Origin of the sequence: Marinobacter sp. HL-58, from assembly GCF_001314605.1 — a bacterium.
GTDB lineage: Bacteria > Pseudomonadota > Gammaproteobacteria > Pseudomonadales > Oleiphilaceae > Marinobacter.
The window spans coordinates 153,100-170,222 of the sequence record NZ_LIHP01000011.1; the positions used below are offsets into that span (position 1 = coordinate 153,100).

The window sequence follows — 17,123 nt, forward strand, 5'->3', positions numbered from 1 at the left end:
TACGAGTCAAAGCGCAAAGGTACAGCGGGTTATTGCTGCAGGCAAGCAGACCGGGTGCGGTTGTCCAGGAATTGAACAAGGTCCTGCCATGGCATGGGGCGGGCGTAATAGTATCCCTGGATTTCGTCGCAGTGTTGCTGGCGCAGGAATTCCAGCTGGCCTTCGGTTTCCACGCCTTCAGCCACCACACTGATCTGCAGGCTGTGGGCCAGACTGATGATAGCGCGGATGATGTGTTCGGCATCCGCTGACTGCCCCAGTTCCTGGACAAAGGACTTGTCGATCTTGACCAGGGAGATGGGCAGGTGCTGCAGGTTACTGAGTGACGAGAAACCGGTACCGAAGTCATCCAGGGCAAAACTGATACCAAGCTGGTTGAGCTCCCGCAGGCATCGCTGGGCATATTCGGGATCGTGCATCATCGCACTTTCAGTCAGTTCAAGCTCCAGCAGGCTGGTGTCGATATTGGCATTGAAGATAATCCTGAAGATGGTTTCGGTCATCTTGCGGTCGTGGAACTGCCGGAATGAAAGATTCACTGCGAAGACCAGCCCCGGATGTCCCAGCTCCGAACACTCCTGCAGGCGCTTGCAGGCCTGCTCGATTACCCAGTAGCCGATAGGCACGATGAGACCACTGCGTTCGGCAACGGGAATAAATTCGTCCGGCCCCACCAGCCCCCTCTCCGGATGGTTCCAGCGCAACAGGCATTCCACCCCTCGAACTTCCTCCGTGGCCAGGTCAATCCTGGGCTGGTAGTACACCTCCAGCTCATTACCCCGCAGGGCATTGCGAAGGTCGGCCTCAAGCCGCAGCTGATACCCGGCGGTAATGTGCAACTGACGATCATAGAAGCGGTAGCTGGTGCCCGGGTCACGCTTGGCCTCGAACATGGCCCGGTTGGCACGCCGCAGGAGGTTCTCCGGGCTGTCCCCGGCTTCAGGATAGGTCGCGACACCCAGGCTGGCACTGACCACCACGTTCTGACTGTCGATACTGATAGGCTCTCCGAGGGCAGTTACAATCTTGCGGATAATCTGGGTGATATCCAGCGAGTCTTCCACCTTCTCGACAATAATGGCGAACTCGTCACCACCAATGCGCATCAGCGAATCGATACGCCGCAGGTTCTGGCGCAGGCGCTCGGCCAGTTTGAGCATGATCTGATCGCTCTTCTGGTAACCGAAGGATTCATTGAAGCTGCGAAAGTCATCGAGGTTGATGTGCAACAGGGCCAGCCGCTGGCTGGCCCGTTCAGCCCTCAGCAGCGCCTGTTGCAGGCGATCAAAAAACAGGTCGCGATTGATAAACCCGCTGGCAACCTCTCGGCCAAGCTGACCATGGGCAGACTCGGACAGCTGCTGCCGGTACCAGAGGCAACGGACCGACCGGCGCAGATTCCATCCATCCAGCGACTGACGGCAAAGATAGTCTGCCGCGCCATTGGCAAACAGCTCGGGCGCTCTCTCCGCTGCCGGCTCTGCGCTCAGGGCCAGCACCGGCTTGTCATTGCTGGACACCGAGAGGTATTGCAGGAAGGCATCTTCGGAGCCACCATGAAACACGCAGTCCCAGAGAATGACATCGAAGTGGGTATTGCGGATCAGGTCATCGCAGTCAATCAGGTCGGGACACCAGGTCAGATCCGGTTCCATTTCCCGGTCATCCGCCAGTAACGCTCCCAGCCACAGAAAATCCGAGTACTCGGGTGTCAGTACCAACAGGCGCACATGGCCGGAATTAAACGATTTTACAGCCAGGGTCATCAACAAGCGTCCCGTTCCTGGTGAGCAAACATCTCCATTCCCTCAAGAATAGCTGATAGATCCTCAAGGTACAGCAAGTCCTGCTGGTGTAGAATATCCGCTTCCTGAGTTCACCCATTTAAATCCGATTTGGCGCCCATATTTGTGAACATGCTCAACCCGCGACAAAGTGAAGCCGTTCGGTATGCAGACGGCCCCTTACTGGTACTGGCCGGTGCCGGCAGTGGCAAAACCAGCGTAATCACGCGCAAGGTGGCCTATCTGATTGAGCACCTGGGCATCCCGGGGCGGCACATTGCCGCGGTCACCTTTACCAACAAGGCAGCCCGGGAAATGAAGGAACGCGTCGGCCGCCTGGTAGACCGCAAGCTGACCCGGGGCCTGATTGTCTCCACATTCCATAACCTCGGGCTGAACATGATCCGCGAGGAACATGAACACCTGGGCTACCACCCCGGCTTCTCCATTTTCGATGCCGAAGACGCCAAGGCCCTGCTGCAGGACCTGATGATGCGGGAAGCCAGCGCGGATGCCGGCGACGAGCTGTCGGATGTCCAGATGACCATCTCGTCCTGGAAAAACGCCATGCGCAGCCCCCAGGATGCCTGGAGCCGGGCCGCGGATGAGCGGGAACAGCGCATTGCGATTATCTATCGCTACTACAACGAGTACCTCAAGGCCTACAACGCGGTTGATTTCGACGACCTGATCCTGCTGCCGGTGCAGTTGTTCCGCGACAACCCGGAGGTACTGCAGAAATGGCGCCGGAAAATCCGCTACATGCTGGTGGACGAGTACCAGGACACCAACGTGTGCCAGTACGAGCTGGTCAAACTGTTGGTGGCAGAGCGTGCCGCGTTTACCGTGGTGGGGGATGACGACCAGTCCATCTACGCCTGGCGCGGCGCGCGTCCGGAAAACCTGGCTCAGCTGAAGGAAGATTTTCCCAGCCTGAAGATCGTCAAGCTGGAGCAGAACTATCGCTCCACCGTCCGTATCCTTCGCTGCGCCAACACGGTCATCGCCAACAATCCCCACGTGTTCGAGAAGGCCCTGTGGAGCGACCACACCACCGGGGATGAACTGCGTATCGTGCGCTGCCGCAACGAAGACGCGGAAGCCGAGCGGGTGGCCACGGAAATCCTTGACCAGAAACTCAAGAAGGGCCAGGCCTTCCGGGATTTTGCGGTACTCTACCGGGGCAACCACCAGGCCCGCCTGCTGGAAATGAAGCTGCAGGCCTACCAGATTCCCTACCGCATCTCCGGCGGACAGTCGTTTTTCTCCAAGAACGAGATCAAGGACGCCATGTCCTACCTGCGGCTGCTGGTCAATCCGGACGACGATGCCGCTTTCCTGCGGGTGGTGAACGTACCCCGGCGGGAAATCGGCCCCCGAACCCTGGAACAGTTGAGCCACTATGCCCGCTCCCGCAACGTCAGCCTGTTCCGGGCGCTGGGCGATATGGGGGCGGAAACCCATGTCACCGAGAAAGGTCTCGACCGGCTGCGGCGCTTCGCCCACTGGGTGGATAACACCTGCGAGCGGTTGCACAGCGAAGATCCGATTCCGGTAATCAAGCAACTGTTCACCGATATCGAGTACGAGGAATGGCTGCACCTGCACTCCGGCTCGCCAAAGCAGGCTGAGAAACGGATGGAGAACATCTGGTACCTGGTGGAATCCATCCAGCGCATGCTCGATGACGGCAAGGGCACGGCGGACGAGATCGGCATCGAGGACGCCATCAGCCGCCTGATTCTGCGGGACATGATGGAGCAGCGGGAGGAAGAGGACGACAGCGACAAGGTCCAGTTGCTGACCCTGCACGCGTCCAAGGGCCTGGAATTTCCTCACGTGTTCATCATGGGCCTGGAAGAGGAAATCCTGCCCCACCGCTCCAGCATCGAGGAAGGCAACATCGAGGAAGAGCGGCGGCTGATGTACGTGGGCATCACCCGGGCCCGGGAAACCCTCACCCTCACCTTCGCCGCCCAGCGCAAGCAGTACGGTGAAAAACTGGAAACCATCCCCAGCCGGTTTCTGGACGAACTGCCGGAAGACGACCTGCGCTGGGAAGGCACCGGTGACCTGGATGTGGAAGCCAACCAGAAGAAAGGCAAAGCCACGCTAAGCGCGCTGCTGGGGGATCTGGGTACCTGACCACAACTCTTTGTCCGACAATATTTCAGAAAAACTGTCCGACAACTGCAACCTTTTTGACTCCTCGTCCGTGGTAGAGAGGGGTGGCTCCATCCGCCACCCCTCTCTACAAAAACAATTTCGAGGAGCAAAGGATGAGTTCAAAAGTACAACCACTCTACCGGCACATCGCCCTTGCCTTGGGCACACTGGCCCTCGCCGCCTGTGGCGGCGAATCCGACGATGATGACAACACCTCTGCCGGGAAAACCTCAGCGAATCAGCAAAGCGCTGCGGCCAATCAGGAAAGTACTGCCGCTGAAACAACGTTCAGGGAAGATTACTCACCCACCGGTGCATTCAGTGACCCGTTTGCGGAGCCCACCATTATTGTCGACGGTGAGACCGTGGAAACCGACGAAAAATGCGTGACCAACGCCGAAGGCCTGCAGGAGTGCAAACCCTCCGCCGGAACCGTGGCGCTCCTGGAGGATGGCCGCATTCTCTACCTGAATGCGCTTGAAGGTACCGAAGATGTGGAGCTCTCCATTGTTGCCGAGTTTGGTGAGGTATCCGTTAACGACCAGAGCCGGGTGCTGTCGCTGGGCGACGACGACCAGCCCGAGTGGCTGAAGCCAAGCCCGTTGCGAGCGGGAGCCAACCCCGACGGCAACGACAGTGAAACCATCTTCAACGACACCCTGCTGGATGGCACACTGGATACCGCGGATGACACCGACAAGAACGACGGTGCGCTGTTCTGCTCGGATGTAATCGGCATGGCCGATGGCAGTGTCATGGCCGTTGGTGGCACTGACTACTACACCGAGGCTGGCGCGGTGGAACTGGAAGGTATCAAGAACTCCCGCATCTTCGATGCTGAAACCAACACCTGGACCCAGACCGGCGACATGAACTACGGGCGCTGGTATCCCTCCCTGGTGACCCTGCCAGACAGCAAGGTGTTTGTGGCCAGCGGTGTGACCAAGCTGCTCAAACCCGTCTACCCGGAAGACCCGCTGAATTCGGGTCGCAACGTGGTGCAGACCGAAACCTTCGATCCGTGCAGTGGTACCTGGACCCAGAACCCGTCCACCGCCGACCGTTCGCTACCGCTGTATCCCCGCATGCACCTGCTGCCCAATGGCCATGTGCTCTACAATGCCGGCGGCCAGGCTTTCAATCCGTTTGGTGAGGGCTATGATCAGGCCTTGTGGAATATTGTGGCCACATTCAATCCGGCGGAACAGAGCTGGACCGATATCGGCTACGCCGGCCTGCCCCTGCGGCTGGACGAGGCCGGGCTGGCCGAGCTGAGCAGCACACTCAACATCACCAATCTCTCGCCGGAGCAGGGATCGTCTCTGCTGGGCGACCTGCTTGAGTCCGACGCCGACCTGCAGACCACCGCCAGCGAGCTGGACATCGACGAGGAAACACTGAAAACCGCCATTGGAGGTGGTATGCGCGGCTCCACTTCGTCCACCATGCTGCCACTCAAGCCGAACGAGAATGGTGAGTACACCGACGTTGAACTGCTAACCGCCGGCGGCGTGCCCAGCTACGCCCTGCTCACCAATCCGGGTGGATACCTGCCGACCGATCAGAGCCGTATCGACACGGTACGCACCAACGGTGACGAGATCGAATATGAATCCCGCCTGACCGAATCATTGAATCAGCCACGCTGGTATGGCACCAACGTGGTCATGCCTGATGGCACCGTCATGGTGTTCAGTGGTGGCGACCGTGACGGTGTGGCTGGACCCGGCCTGGAAGGCCCGATCATGACCGCAGAGAAGTTTGATCCCGAGACCGGCACCTGGACCGAAATGGCCATGGGCAAGCGCCCGCGCACCTACCACAACACCGCCATTCTGCTGCCGGACGGCCGGGTTCTGGTGGGTGGCCACGCGCCTATCAACACCGCGTATCTGTCTCATATCAATCTGGAAGATTTCGGCCTCTCACCCAACGACGGCCGCGACCCAAGCTTCGAGATCTATACACCGCCTTACGCCATGCGCAATGACCGCCCGGAGATTCTCTCCGCGCCGGAAACGCTGATGCCGGGCGATGAGTTCACCATCCGGGTGGACCAGGCCGAAGATATCGACAAGGTTCTGCTGACACGCCGTACGGTAATGACCCACCTGATTGACGGTGATCAGCGCACCATCGAACTGCCGGTACAAAGCCGCGAAGGCCGCAACCTGAACCTCAGGATGCCGGAAACCAGCAGCGTGGTACCTGCCGGCAAGTACATGCTGTTCGCCAGCAAGAATACCGAAGAAGGCCGTGTGCCATCAGTTTCTGCACCCATTACCGTTCAGACTGCCGAGGCAATGGAATGCAGTGCCGATACGGAAATGGCAGAGGCCAGCGCTGATTCAGACACCCTGCTCGTGCAACTCTAGGGGGAGCCATGAACGGAACTGACCAGAAGCGGCCAACCCCGAAGAGGCTGGCGGCCGTCTTTTCCGCTGCAGCGCTGATCATGGCGGAGCCAGGAATGGCTCACCAACCTCCGGGTGGCAATGCCGCCCCGGAGGCGATCACTCGCGCGACCATCGTCCACACCGGCAATATAAGCGCGATGACCGCCATGATTCTCGACGCACCGCAGCCGGCACTGATGATCCGTTATCAGGGTGATGAAACACTGACCGTTTACGACAGTGACAACAAACCCTTCCTGCGTTTCGCCCAAAGCCGGGTGGAAGCCAGTACCAGAAGCCGTCACTGGCAGACCCTGCCGCAAAGTGACATCTACGAGGCAGACGAAGACCGCCATTGGGTACAGGTCTCTGGCTCTGGCAGTTTTGGATGGGTAGACCCACGGCTGTCGGCGGATGACGATGCCGGCGAGGACAGCGTGACCGACTGGCGTATACCGCTGCAACAGGGGGACAGGGACGCGGCCATCACCGGCCGGTTATCCCGGCGGGCCCTGACCAGACAGGACACGGACGACCATCACTAACCAAAAAAGCCCCGCAGAGCGGGGCTTTTCGGTTCAATGCAGAGCAAAGAGGGCTTTTTATTCGCTCTCTTCAACCATGTACTCGACAGCCACTTCGATCTCTTCATCGGAACAGTCGGAACAGCCGCCTTTCGCGGGCATGCCTTTAAAGCCATTGATAGCGTGGTCAACCAAGGTGTCGAGGCCCTTGTCGATTCGATCCGCCCAGGCATCACTTTCACCCATGACAGGCGCGCCGGCAGCACCGGAGGCATGACAGGCGGAGCAAGCAGCATCGTAGACTTCGCTACCGGAGCGAGGCTCTGAGCTGGCCGACTCTTCGGATGCAGCCTCTTCTCCGCAGTCTTCTCCCTCCACGCAAACTTCACCGACCGGAGCGATACGGGAGCGGATTTCATCTTCAACATTTGCCATTACGGCACCTGTTGTCAGGCCGAAGCCAAGCAATACAGCAGCCAGGACTCTCTTCATCTTCACATTGCACCTCGCAATTGGGCGTTATAATAATCAGTCGACGCATTATAGCGACTGCGGCAGGGCAAAAAAACCAAACTGCAAAATGAAGTCCGATTTCAACCATTTTCGTTGCCATTTCGTAAGTCAGAAGGCCTTGCCCGGCTATTCCGGGTACCATGCACCAAACAGACTCCGAAGGTCGGAATTTATGACGGACGAGAAACCATCCCGCGCCCACCCCTGGCGTAAGCCTCTGCTTGTTACAGAGTTCTCTGCACTGGCGATACTTCTGGTTTCCATGGGCTGGTTTTCCAGCCGCACCGAAGACGGTGCTGTGCTCAGCCCTGCCTGGCTGCTGATCCCTGCAGCTGCCAGCCTGGCCGTTTTTATCAGTTTTATCGGCCTGATGTACCTGCGCTGGGTGGTGGCGGCCGCCGCCGAACGCCAGACGCGCCACAAAATTGTCTTTTCTCTGCTGGTGATCACATTGCTTGGTGTCTGGGCATATGGCATCGCCAACACATGGATCAGTCTCTCCAATACATAAGGACACGGCAATGCCAACATTATCCCCTTCACGGGCACTGCAAGCCGCCAGTTTCTTTCTTTGCCTTGGCGGCGCGACGCAAATAGCCACTGCCGCCGAAGACCAGACGGAAGCCGAGAAGAATTTCGAGGATGTGACCCCCGAAGAGTGTGCACTGATTGAAGATGGCGTACAAAGGCTGACTTGTTACGATGCCATCAACGACCCTTCAAAAGCCCGGGAGCAGGCATCCGAGGAAAAGATTGAGGCCATCGACGAAGCAACCGACGTCCTCGAATATGAGGAACTGGCGAATGCCGAGGACGAAGATGCCAGCGTTGAAAAGGTGGAGGAAGATGGCGACTCCGACAGTTCCGGGGTAATGTCTTCGATGCTTAACCGGTATGTGGCTGCCGAGAAGGCGATTTTCTCGTTCTCGGGCAGTTTTGTTGGCCACCGGCCAATGTATATCCTGCCAGCCACCTACATGAAAAATGCCAATCGGGATCCCAGCAGCCCGAGACTGGACGCGGCGAATTACGATTACGGTATCGATAATCAGGAAGCCAAGTATCAGATCAGCTTCAAGGTGCCGCTGCTGACCGGGTGGCTTGATGACCGCACCACGCTCTGGTTCGGCTACACCCAGAAGTCCTTCTGGCAGGTCTATAACACCGATGATTCGGCCCCGTTCCGGGAAACCAACTACGAACCGGAGTTCTTTCTGCGCTACGCAACTGACTACGACATTGGCCCCGGTACGCTCAGCGGCGTCTCCCTGGGTTTGAATCACGAGTCGAATGGCCAGTCTGAGCCACGTTCCCGCAGCTGGAACCGGATTGTTGCCTCTGCAGCCTACAGCTATGACCGCTGGTTATTCATGATTCAGCCCTGGTACCGGTTACCGGAGGCGTCCAGCGAAGACGACAATGAGGATATTGAGCGTTATGTGGGCCATGCGGATTATATGGCTATCTATAAGTGGAGCGAGGACAGGACGCTGTCACTGACGGTGCAGAATAATTTGCGGTCTGAAGACAACAAGACGTCTGTTGAGCTGGGGTACAGTTTTCCGATGGGGGATACCATCAAGGGGTATGGTCAGTATTTCAACGGGTATGGGGAGAGCCTGATCGATTACAATGAGCGGATTCAGCGGATTGGTATCGGGATTATGCTGAACGACTGGCTTTGATTTTTTCTGGCTTCTGGTGCAAGGCCAGTCAGGCAGGCACCCCTTTCAGAAACACGCTGTGAATACGTCCCTGTACGCTTGGGCTCCGCCATCCATGGCTCCGCACAGTTTCTGAAAGGGGCACCTGCCTGACTGCCCCCGAGCATCTGAGATAGGCCTTACTTGTTCAATCGCTCCATTTCCGCCAACAGCTCTGCCGTTTTTTCCTTCATTAACGGAATATCCCCTCTCGATTCCACATTCAGGCGAACCACCGGTTCAGTGTTGGACATGCGGAGGTTGAAGCGCCAGTCGTCGAATTCGATGCTGACGCCGTCGACGTGGGAAACGTCTTTGGCGCCGACGCTGTATTTGGCTTCAATGGCAGCGATGACTTTCGGGGGATCGGCGATGGTGCGGTTGATTTCGCCGCTGGCCGGGTAGGCTTCGATGCGGGCGTCGATGAGGGATGACAGGGTCTGGCCGGACTGGCTCAGGCGTTCGGCCACCAGCAGCCAGGGGATCATGCCGCTGTCGCAGTAGGCGAAGTCGCGGAAGTAGTGGTGGGCGCTCATTTCGCCGCCGTACACGGCGTCTTCGTCGCGCATGCGTTGTTTGATGAAGGCATGGCCGGTTTTGCTTTCGATGGCTTCGCCGCCGGCGGCCTTGACCAGGTCGATGGTGTTCCAGGTCAGCCTCGGGTCGTGGATGACCTTGCCGCCGCCGGTTTTGCGCAGGAACTGGTCTGCCAGCAGGCCGACGATGTAGTAACCCTCAATGAAGCGGCCGTTTTCGTCGAAGAAGAAGCAGCGGTCGTAATCGCCATCCCAGGCGATGCCCATGGCGGCCCCGTGTTCGATAACCGCTTCGGCGGTGGGGGCGCGGTTTTCTTCCAGGATGGGATTGGGGACGCCGTTGGGGAAGTTGCCGTCGGCTTCGTGGTGTACTTTCACGAAATCGAATGGCAGGTGCTGCTCCAGCTCGTCGATGATCAGCCCGGCGCCGCCGTTACCGGCATTGACCACGATTGTCATGGGCTTGAGCGTTCCCGCATCCACATATCCCAACAGATGATCAATGTAGGCGGTGGTCACTTCCAGCGGTTCGTATCGTCCCTGCTCCGGCGCATCGCCGAAGGGTTCCGGCACCCGGTCCCGGATGTCATTGAGGCCGTTGTCCGAGCTGATGGGACGGGAGTCCGGGCCTACCATCTTCATGCCGTTGTGGTCACGTGGGTTATGACTGGCAGTGACCATGATACCGCCGTCCATCTTGTAATGGCTGGTGGCAAAATAAACCACTTCCGTGCCACACAGACCGATGTCGAAAACGTCAGCACCAGCCGCCATGATGCCTGAGCTGAGGGCATCGGCAATTTCACGGCTGGACAGGCGGATGTCGTAGCCGACGATGACGCGTTTTGCGCCGGTGACTTCCACGTACGCGCGGCCTATGCGTTCGGCCAGCTGAGGATTGAGTTGCTCCGGCACACGGCCGCGCAGGTCGTAGGCTTTAAAGCAGGACAGGTCCATTGTCACTGTGGGTTACTCCCCTGCGGAAGACTGGAGCTGGATGTAATTCTGGATCCCCATCTTGCCGATCATGTCCAGCTGCGTTTCAAGCCAGTCAATATGCTCTTCCTCGCTGTCCAGAATGCTGCGGAACAATTCGCGGCTGGTGTAGTCCTGAACCTGCTCGCAATAGACGACGGCTTCTTTGAGGTCCTTGTGGGCAATCATTTCAAGTTTGAGGTCACAGGAAATCATCTCTTCGACATTCTCGCCGATCAGAAGCTTGTTCAGGTCCTGCAGGTTTGGAAGGCCTTCCAGAAACAGAATGCGCTCAATAAGCTGATCCGCATGCTTCATTTCATCGATAGACTCTTCATATTCCTTGTCTGCCAGCTTTGTGATCCCCCAATCCTTGTACATACGGGAATGGAGAAAATATTGGTTGATGGCGGTCAACTCGTTAGCGAGCACTTTATTGAGGAACTGGATGACTTTCTTGTCGCCCTTCATGACGGATCTCCTAGCTTGGATTTACATTCCTTACAAGGATAGCCCTTCAGAAGAGAAGAAAAAATCACAAATGGGAAAGGATTGCAGCTAATGCCAGATCAGGCCGGCTGGGCGAGCATATTTGCCATGGCCAGATAATCCGGTGTGCGGCTCTCACGAAGGATTTCTCTCGCGGTGCAGGCACAACGACCGCATTGGGTTCCCACCCCCAACTCTTTACCAAGCTGACGCATGGAACTGACACCACTATCTGCGGCTTCACGGATTTCTCGGTCTGTTACACCATGGCAAAGGCATACGTACATTCGGGTTTCTCACGGGCCGATGAAAGGTACTGATAATTATTGTCATTTGCATGCGGCTTTGCAACCCCTATGTGCACTTTTTGTGCAAATTATTGTATCCGTGCTCATCCAATACCCGTGAGGCGAAAAGCGAGCGGCAGGATCAGGGCCGTGAAAATACCGGTCAGTCCCATCCCCAGGGAGGCAAAGGCTCCCGCCATGGGCCCCAGCTCAAATGCCCTGGCGGTGCCGATTGCATGCCCGTTCAGGCCCAGTGCCAGCCCCAGGATGCGCGGGTCGGTTATGGAAAGCCAGCGGGCGAGCAAGTCAACAAACAGGGTTGCCATGATGCCGGTAATCAGCAATCCGCCCATCATCAGCGACACCGAACCGCCAAGCTGCTCGGTGATGCCGATGGCAATGGGAGCCGTCACCGACTTCGGCGCCAGCGATGCCAGCACCTCGGGAGAGGCCCCCAGCAAAGCGGCAATGACCACCGCATAAACCGCCGCCAGTGTGGCCGCCACCGGCAGGGTGAAAACAATGGGGCGCCACATTGCCCGGATGTGGTGCATCTGCTGGTACAGGGGCACACCCAGGGCCACCGTCGCCGGCCCGAGCAGGACCACCAGCCACTGGGCCCCTTCACGATAGTCACGGTAATCAATTGCCAGCACGGCGATCACCCCGCCCACCAGCATGGCGGATATCAGGATCGGCGGGAGCCATACCGGATGTTTCAGTAACCGGAACAGGCGGTTACCCGCAAAAAAGGCACCCAGTGTCAGCACAATCGCCAGCACCGGACTGGTGGACATCATGGCCAGCAGTTCCTGAAAGCGCCCGGAGAGCTCACTCATGGCTTTCACCCTTCTGGCCACTGAAACGCTGCATCAGCCAGAGCGTAGTAAGCACGCTCAGGAGCGTTCCAATCACCAGCGCCACACCCACCGCCAGCCATTGCCCGGCAAATTCATCGGCCACAAAGAACACGCCTACCACACCCGGCATGATCAGCAGCACCAGTACCGAAATCAGCGCCCGGCTTGCTCCAGCCAGGCTGTCGCTGATGGTGCCCCTGGCCATCAGTGTCAGGGTGAGCAGAATCATACCGATAACGCCGCCACTGACTGGCAATGCCAGCAACACCCTTACAGCCTCGCCGACCATAAAGTACACCGTCAGAATCAGAAAACCGCGCAACATCGCCATGGTTATTATTTCTCTGCTGAACATTTGATTTACACTGGTCCGGATAACTCCGGCCACACAACCCAGGAAGCCCAATGGCGCTCAAGGCAACTATCTTCAAGGCAACACTGAACATCGCGGATATGGACAGGCACTATTACGGTGACCACCACCTGACCGTTGCCCGCCACCCGTCGGAGAACGACGAGCGCATGATGATACGCCTGCTGGCCTTCATACTGAATGCCAGTGACACCCTGGAATTCACCAAAGGCATCAGCACCGACGACCAACCGGACCTGTGGCAGAAAAGCCTGAGCGATGAGATCGAGCTGTGGATCGAGCTTGGCCTGCCCGACGAGAGCCGCCTGCGCAAAGCCTGTAACCGGGCCGACCAGGTTATCCTCTACACCTACGGTGGCCGCGCGGTGCCCCTGTGGTGGGAGAAACATCAGGGTAAGCTGACGCGGTTCAACAACCTCACCATCGTTAACCTGTCACCGGAAGATACCGAATCCCTGGCCAGCCTTTCCGAACGTGGGATGAACCTGCAATGCACGATCCAGGACGGCACCGTCAACATCGGCAACGAGGAAACGCTTATCAGCGTGACACCCGAGCCTTTTTACCCCCGTTAAAAAATCAGTCTCCCGGGTCTACCAGAAAAGAGCAGTTTACGTTAAGGTAAACTTCAGCCAATTTTAACTAGGACCTTACCCGGTCCGCCAGGTTGGCTATACTGACATCAGCGACACCCTCACAAGGGGTGTTTTGTTCCTCAAGCCACTACCCCAGGAAGAGGATTATGACAACAACAAAAGGCAAAGTTGTTTATTCCCCGGTTTTTACCGACGGTGCGGAATTCCGTATTCCCACCTTCAAACTGCTCAAGCAGGACGGCTCGCTCTACAAGGGCGCCAAGGCCCCTGACCTGAACAAAGACAAGGCCCTGCGTATATATCGCGCCATGGTCACCACCCGGATTCTCGATGAACGCATGCTGGCCGCCCAGCGCCAGGGCCGGCTGAGTTTCTACATGCAGTGTACCGGTGAGGAAGCTGCCGTGATCGGCAGTGCCGCCGCACTGGACGACGCCGACATGATCATGGCGCAGTACCGGGAACAGGGTGCCCTCGCCTATCGCGGATTCAGCATCGACGAGTTCATGAACCAGTTGTTCGGCAACGAGCGGGACTACGGCAAAGGCCGCCAGATGCCGGTTCATTACGGTTCCAGCAAGCTCAACTACATGACCATCTCGTCACCCCTGGCCACCCAGATTCCCCAGGCCACCGGTTATGCCTATGGCCAGAAGCTGAAGGGTGAGAAACACTGCACCATCACCTATTTCGGCGAAGGCGCCGCCTCGGAAGGGGATTTCCACGCCGCCCTGAACATGGCTGCGGTTCACCGTGTTCCGGTGATTTTCCTTTGCCGCAACAACGGTTACGCCATTTCCACACCGGCCGCCGAGCAGTTCGCCGCCGATGGCGTGGCCCCCCGCGCCTATGGCTACAAGATGGATGTGATCCGGGTGGATGGTAACGACATACTCGCCATGCACGAGGCCACAAAAGCGGCCCGCAGTCTGGCGGTGGGGCACAATCGCCCGGTGCTGATCGAGGCCATGACCTATCGCCTGGCCGCACACTCCTCCTCCGACGACCCCTCCGGCTATCGCAGCAAGGACGAGGAAGCCGTGTGGCGGGAGAAAGACCCGATCCTGCGCATGCGCCTCTGGCTCGAGAAAAAGAAATGGTGGAGTGAGAACGACGAGAAGCAGCTTCAGGAGAACATGCGCCGCGAGGTGCTGGAAACCATGAAACGGGCGCAGAAACTGCCGCCACCGCCACTGGATACCCTTGTCAGCGATGTCTATGACGAGGTACCGCCGGTTCTGGCCGGGCAGTTTGAAAAACTCAAGGCCCATATCCGCCGCCACCCGGACGACTACCCGAAGAGCGCCGAACACGTGAAGGGAGGGGCCTGAGATGACACAGATGAACATGCTCCAGGCCATCAACAATGCCCTCGATACCGCCATGGCCGCCGACGAGCGGGTGCTGTGTTTCGGTGAAGACGTGGGTGTTTTCGGCGGCGTCTTCCGCGCCACCAGCAACCTGCAACAGAAATACGGCAAGGCCCGCTGCTTCAACACCCCACTGGTGGAACAGGGCATCATCGGCTTCGCCAACGGGCTGGCGGCCCAGGGTTCCGTACCGGTCGCCGAGATCCAGTTTGCCGACTACATCTTCCCGGCCTTCGACCAGATCGTGAACGAGTCTGCCAAGTTCCGCTACCGTTCCGGCAACCTGTTCAATGTGGGCGGGCTGACCATCCGCGCCCCCTATGGCGGCGGAATCGCCGGCGGGCTCTATCACTCCCAGTCACCGGAAGCGTATTTCGCCCACACACCGGGCCTGAAGATCGTGGTGCCACGCAATCCCCACCAGGCCAAGGGCCTGCTGCTGGCGGCCATACATGACCAGAACCCGACCCTGTTCTTCGAGCCCAAACGGCTCTACCGCGCTTCCGTCGGCGACGTGCCGGATGAAGACTACCGGCTGCCTTTGGGGGAAGCGGAAGTGCTCAAGGAAGGCACGGATGTGACCGTGCTGGGCTGGGGCGCCCAGATGGAAGTGATTGAACAGGCCGTGGAGGCGGCCGAGAAAGACGGCATTTCCTGTGAAGTCATCGACCTGAGAACCATCCTGCCGTGGGACGTGGAAACCGTGGCCAACTCGGTATTCAAGACCGGGCGCCTGGTGGTAACCCACGAAGCCCCGCTGACCGGCGGTTTCGCCGGGGAAATTGCGGCGACGATACAGGAGCGTTGCTTCCTGTACCTGGAATCCCCGATCGCCCGGGTGACCGGGATGGATACCCCCTTCCCGCTGGTGCTGGAGAAAGAGCACCTGCCCAATCACCTGAAGGTCTGTGAGGCCATCAGGTCGAGCGTGGAATTCTAGGTTGATATCAGGACAGGAGAGCAATCATGAGTGATTTTATACTGCCCGATATCGGCGAAGGTATCGTGGAGTGCGAACTGGTCAAATGGCTCGTCGCCGAGGGTGACATCATCGAGGAAGACCAGCCGGTGGCCGAGGTGATGACCGACAAGGCCCTGGTGGAGATTCCGGCGCCCTATAAGGGCAAGGTTACCCGCCTCTACCACAAGGAGGGCGATATCGCGAAGGTCCACGCCCCGCTGTTCGAACTGGTGGAAGAAGGTGGCGAGAGCGAGCAGAGCCCGTCGCCCCAGGCAAAAACCGATGAAGCCGCCAGCGAAGTGCCCACTGCGAAACAGCAGGCCAGCGCCAACAAACCGGACACAGACGACGCCACCGAGGACTTCATCCTCCCGGACATCGGCGAAGGCATTGTCGAGTGTGAGGTGGTGGAATGGCGCGTCGCCGAAGGTGACGAGATCGAGGAAGACCAGCCGGTGGTGGATGTGATGACCGACAAGGCCATGGTGGAAATCACCGCGCCCAAGGCCGGCCGCGTCACCAGGCTTTACCATAAACAGCAGGAGATGGCCCGGGTGCACTCCCCGCTGTTTGCGTTCATTCCCCGGGAGCGTGACGAGCCTGCCGAGGCAAAAGCGGCCTCAAAACCGGCACCGGAGCCCTCCCCGGCTACCGCAAGACCGGTCGCTACGGGAAACCGGCAACGCATTCCCGCCAGCCCCGCCGTGCGCCGACTGGTGCGGGAGCACAGCCTGAACCTGGCGGATATTGCCGGTTCCGGCAAGGATGGCCGGGTGCTGAAGGCGGACGTGCTGGCCCACCTGGATAAACCCAAGGGCCAGCAGCCGAGAGACGAATCACAGCCGGTCACCTCCGGCGAACGCAGGCGGCCGGAGCGCGAGCAGGAAGTTCGCATCGAGCCCATCAAGGGCATGAAAGCAGCGATGGCCCGCAGCATGGTCAAGTCGGCAACCACCATCCCTCATTTTATCTACAGTGAGGATATTGACGTTACCGACCTGCTCAAGTTGCGGGAGCAACTCAAGCCGGAAGCGGAAGCCCGTGGGTCCCGCCTGACGCTGATGCCCTTCTTCATGAAGTCCATGGCCCTGGCAGTTCAGGAGTTCCCGGTGCTCAACAGCCGCGTCAACGACGAGGTTACCGAGATTCACTACCTGCCCCAGTGCAATATCGGCATGGCGGTGGACGGCAAGGCGGGGCTGATGGTTCCCAACGTCAAGGGTGTTGAAAACCTCACGTTGCTGGGCATTGCCGATGAAGTCGCGCGCCTGACGGAGGCGGCCCGTTCCGGCCGTGTCAGCCAGGAGGACCTCAAGGGCGGCACCATCACCATCTCCAATATCGGCGCGCTGGGCGGCACCTATGCCTCACCCATTATCAATGCGCCGGAAGTAGCGATTGTGGCCCTGGGCCGGACCCAGAAGCTGCCACGCTTCGACGCCAACGGCCAGGTGGTGGAACGGGCCATCCTGACCGTAAGCTGGGCGGGAGACCATCGCATCATAGATGGCGGTACCATTGCGCGCTTCTGCAACCGCTGGAAAGGCTACCTGGAATCGCCGCAATCCATGCTGTTGCACATGGGCTGAC

16 protein-coding genes are annotated in these 17,123 nt (G+C 58.7%); 9 read left to right on the forward strand and 7 right to left on the reverse strand.

Features of this window, described 5'->3' with window-relative positions; all coding sequences use genetic code 11:
* Window positions 1-29 precede the first annotated feature (29 nt).
* A complete protein-coding gene (locus HLUCCO03_RS09805; protein WP_027830729.1) occupies window positions 30-1,766 on the reverse strand; it encodes a GGDEF and EAL domain-containing protein in 1,737 nt (578 codons plus the stop codon).
* Window positions 1,767-1,910: 144 nt separating this feature from the next.
* Between HLUCCO03_RS09805 and rep the strand changes: the two genes are divergently transcribed.
* The 3 genes from rep to HLUCCO03_RS09820 all read left to right on the forward strand — a co-directional run bounded on the left by rep (window position 1,911) and on the right by HLUCCO03_RS09820 (window position 6,891).
* The gene (gene rep / locus HLUCCO03_RS09810) at window positions 1,911-3,929 is read left to right on the forward strand and encodes a DNA helicase Rep (protein WP_027830728.1); all 2,019 of its coding nucleotides are present in this window, start codon (window positions 1,911-1,913) and stop codon (window positions 3,927-3,929) included.
* 134 nt (window positions 3,930-4,063) lie between these two features.
* Window positions 4,064-6,325, forward strand: coding sequence for a galactose oxidase-like domain-containing protein (locus HLUCCO03_RS09815; RefSeq protein WP_036197219.1), 2,262 nt, complete (start codon window positions 4,064-4,066; stop codon window positions 6,323-6,325).
* A gap of 8 nt (window positions 6,326-6,333) precedes the next feature.
* Complete coding sequence (locus tag HLUCCO03_RS09820) at window positions 6,334-6,891, forward strand: hypothetical protein (RefSeq protein WP_027830727.1); 558 nt, start codon at window positions 6,334-6,336, stop codon at window positions 6,889-6,891.
* Between the two features lie 57 nt (window positions 6,892-6,948).
* On the opposite strand, the gene HLUCCO03_RS09825 is transcribed toward HLUCCO03_RS09820, so the two are convergent.
* Window positions 6,949-7,362 (reverse strand): c-type cytochrome, encoded by a 414-nt coding sequence (locus tag HLUCCO03_RS09825; RefSeq protein ID WP_027830726.1) that lies wholly within the window; start codon window positions 7,360-7,362, stop codon window positions 6,949-6,951.
* Window positions 7,363-7,555: 193 nt separating this feature from the next.
* On the opposite strand from HLUCCO03_RS09825, the gene HLUCCO03_RS09830 reads away from it, so the two are divergent.
* Entirely contained in the window at window positions 7,556-7,894 is a 339-nt protein-coding gene (locus HLUCCO03_RS09830; RefSeq protein ID WP_027830725.1) for a hypothetical protein, read from the forward strand.
* A gap of 10 nt (window positions 7,895-7,904) precedes the next feature.
* On the forward strand, window positions 7,905-9,068 hold the full coding sequence (locus HLUCCO03_RS09835) for a phospholipase A (protein WP_051603759.1): 1,164 nt from the start codon (window positions 7,905-7,907) through the stop codon (window positions 9,066-9,068).
* Between the two features lie 158 nt (window positions 9,069-9,226).
* Here the strand turns inward: HLUCCO03_RS09835 and HLUCCO03_RS09840 are convergent, their stop codons facing one another.
* The 5 genes from HLUCCO03_RS09840 to HLUCCO03_RS09860 all read right to left on the reverse strand — a co-directional run bounded on the left by HLUCCO03_RS09840 (window position 9,227) and on the right by HLUCCO03_RS09860 (window position 12,564).
* Window positions 9,227-10,579, reverse strand: a complete 1,353-nt coding sequence (locus HLUCCO03_RS09840) for a phosphomannomutase/phosphoglucomutase (RefSeq protein ID WP_027830723.1) — start codon at window positions 10,577-10,579, stop codon at window positions 9,227-9,229.
* Between the two features lie 12 nt (window positions 10,580-10,591).
* Entirely contained in the window at window positions 10,592-11,068 is a 477-nt protein-coding gene (gene bfr / locus HLUCCO03_RS09845; protein WP_027830722.1) for a bacterioferritin, read from the reverse strand.
* Window positions 11,069-11,166: 98 nt separating this feature from the next.
* On the reverse strand, window positions 11,167-11,373 hold the full coding sequence (locus HLUCCO03_RS09850; RefSeq protein ID WP_081813490.1) for a bacterioferritin-associated ferredoxin: 207 nt from the start codon (window positions 11,371-11,373) through the stop codon (window positions 11,167-11,169).
* Between the two features lie 104 nt (window positions 11,374-11,477).
* Window positions 11,478-12,212 carry an LrgB family protein gene (locus HLUCCO03_RS09855; RefSeq protein ID WP_027830721.1) on the reverse strand — a complete coding sequence of 245 codons (735 nt, stop codon included), beginning with the start codon at window positions 12,210-12,212 and terminating at the stop codon, window positions 11,478-11,480.
* Window positions 12,205-12,564 carry a CidA/LrgA family protein gene (locus HLUCCO03_RS09860; protein ID WP_027830720.1) on the reverse strand — a complete coding sequence of 120 codons (360 nt, stop codon included), beginning with the start codon at window positions 12,562-12,564 and terminating at the stop codon, window positions 12,205-12,207. The genes HLUCCO03_RS09855 and HLUCCO03_RS09860 overlap by 8 nt, the downstream gene beginning before the upstream one ends.
* 74 nt (window positions 12,565-12,638) lie before the next feature.
* Here HLUCCO03_RS09860 and HLUCCO03_RS09865 point away from each other — a divergent pair, with 74 nt between their 5' ends.
* From HLUCCO03_RS09865 to HLUCCO03_RS09880, 4 genes are all read left to right on the forward strand, one after another.
* Window positions 12,639-13,181 (forward strand): YaeQ family protein, encoded by a 543-nt coding sequence (locus HLUCCO03_RS09865; protein ID WP_027830719.1) that lies wholly within the window; start codon window positions 12,639-12,641, stop codon window positions 13,179-13,181.
* Between the two features lie 167 nt (window positions 13,182-13,348).
* Window positions 13,349-14,533, forward strand: coding sequence for a thiamine pyrophosphate-dependent dehydrogenase E1 component subunit alpha (locus HLUCCO03_RS09870; RefSeq protein ID WP_027830718.1), 1,185 nt, complete (start codon window positions 13,349-13,351; stop codon window positions 14,531-14,533).
* Window position 14,534: 1 nt separating this feature from the next.
* Complete coding sequence (locus tag HLUCCO03_RS09875; protein ID WP_027830717.1) at window positions 14,535-15,512, forward strand: transketolase C-terminal domain-containing protein; 978 nt, start codon at window positions 14,535-14,537, stop codon at window positions 15,510-15,512.
* A 26-nt stretch (window positions 15,513-15,538) separates the two neighbouring features.
* The gene (locus HLUCCO03_RS09880) at window positions 15,539-17,122 is read left to right on the forward strand and encodes a dihydrolipoyllysine-residue acetyltransferase (protein WP_027830716.1); all 1,584 of its coding nucleotides are present in this window, start codon (window positions 15,539-15,541) and stop codon (window positions 17,120-17,122) included.
* The last annotated feature ends 1 nt before the right edge of the window (window position 17,123 follow it).

What these genes read in the sequence shown, in the direction of transcription:
- HLUCCO03_RS09865 (WP_027830719.1), top strand. Translation starts at nt 12,639, where the DNA reads ATGGCGCTCAAGGCAACTATCTTCAAGGCAACACTGAACATCGCGGAT.
- HLUCCO03_RS09830 (WP_027830725.1), top strand. Translation starts at nt 7,556, where the DNA reads ATGACGGACGAGAAACCATCCCGCGCCCACCCCTGGCGTAAGCCTCTG.
- HLUCCO03_RS09825 (WP_027830726.1), bottom strand. Translation starts at nt 7,362, where the DNA reads ATGAAGAGAGTCCTGGCTGCTGTATTGCTTGGCTTCGGCCTGACAACA.
- HLUCCO03_RS09850 (WP_081813490.1), bottom strand. Translation starts at nt 11,373, where the DNA reads ATGTACGTATGCCTTTGCCATGGTGTAACAGACCGAGAAATCCGTGAA.
- HLUCCO03_RS09835 (WP_051603759.1), top strand. Translation starts at nt 7,905, where the DNA reads ATGCCAACATTATCCCCTTCACGGGCACTGCAAGCCGCCAGTTTCTTT.
- HLUCCO03_RS09855 (WP_027830721.1), bottom strand. Translation starts at nt 12,212, where the DNA reads ATGAGTGAGCTCTCCGGGCGCTTTCAGGAACTGCTGGCCATGATGTCC.
- HLUCCO03_RS09880 (WP_027830716.1), top strand. Translation starts at nt 15,539, where the DNA reads ATGAGTGATTTTATACTGCCCGATATCGGCGAAGGTATCGTGGAGTGC.
- HLUCCO03_RS09820 (WP_027830727.1), top strand. Translation starts at nt 6,334, where the DNA reads ATGAACGGAACTGACCAGAAGCGGCCAACCCCGAAGAGGCTGGCGGCC.
- HLUCCO03_RS09870 (WP_027830718.1), top strand. Translation starts at nt 13,349, where the DNA reads ATGACAACAACAAAAGGCAAAGTTGTTTATTCCCCGGTTTTTACCGAC.
- HLUCCO03_RS09840 (WP_027830723.1), bottom strand. Translation starts at nt 10,579, where the DNA reads ATGGACCTGTCCTGCTTTAAAGCCTACGACCTGCGCGGCCGTGTGCCG.
- HLUCCO03_RS09815 (WP_036197219.1), top strand. Translation starts at nt 4,064, where the DNA reads ATGAGTTCAAAAGTACAACCACTCTACCGGCACATCGCCCTTGCCTTG.
- HLUCCO03_RS09875 (WP_027830717.1), top strand. Translation starts at nt 14,535, where the DNA reads ATGACACAGATGAACATGCTCCAGGCCATCAACAATGCCCTCGATACC.
- HLUCCO03_RS09805 (WP_027830729.1), bottom strand. Translation starts at nt 1,766, where the DNA reads ATGACCCTGGCTGTAAAATCGTTTAATTCCGGCCATGTGCGCCTGTTG.
- bfr (WP_027830722.1), bottom strand. Translation starts at nt 11,068, where the DNA reads ATGAAGGGCGACAAGAAAGTCATCCAGTTCCTCAATAAAGTGCTCGCT.
- HLUCCO03_RS09860 (WP_027830720.1), bottom strand. Translation starts at nt 12,564, where the DNA reads ATGGCGATGTTGCGCGGTTTTCTGATTCTGACGGTGTACTTTATGGTC.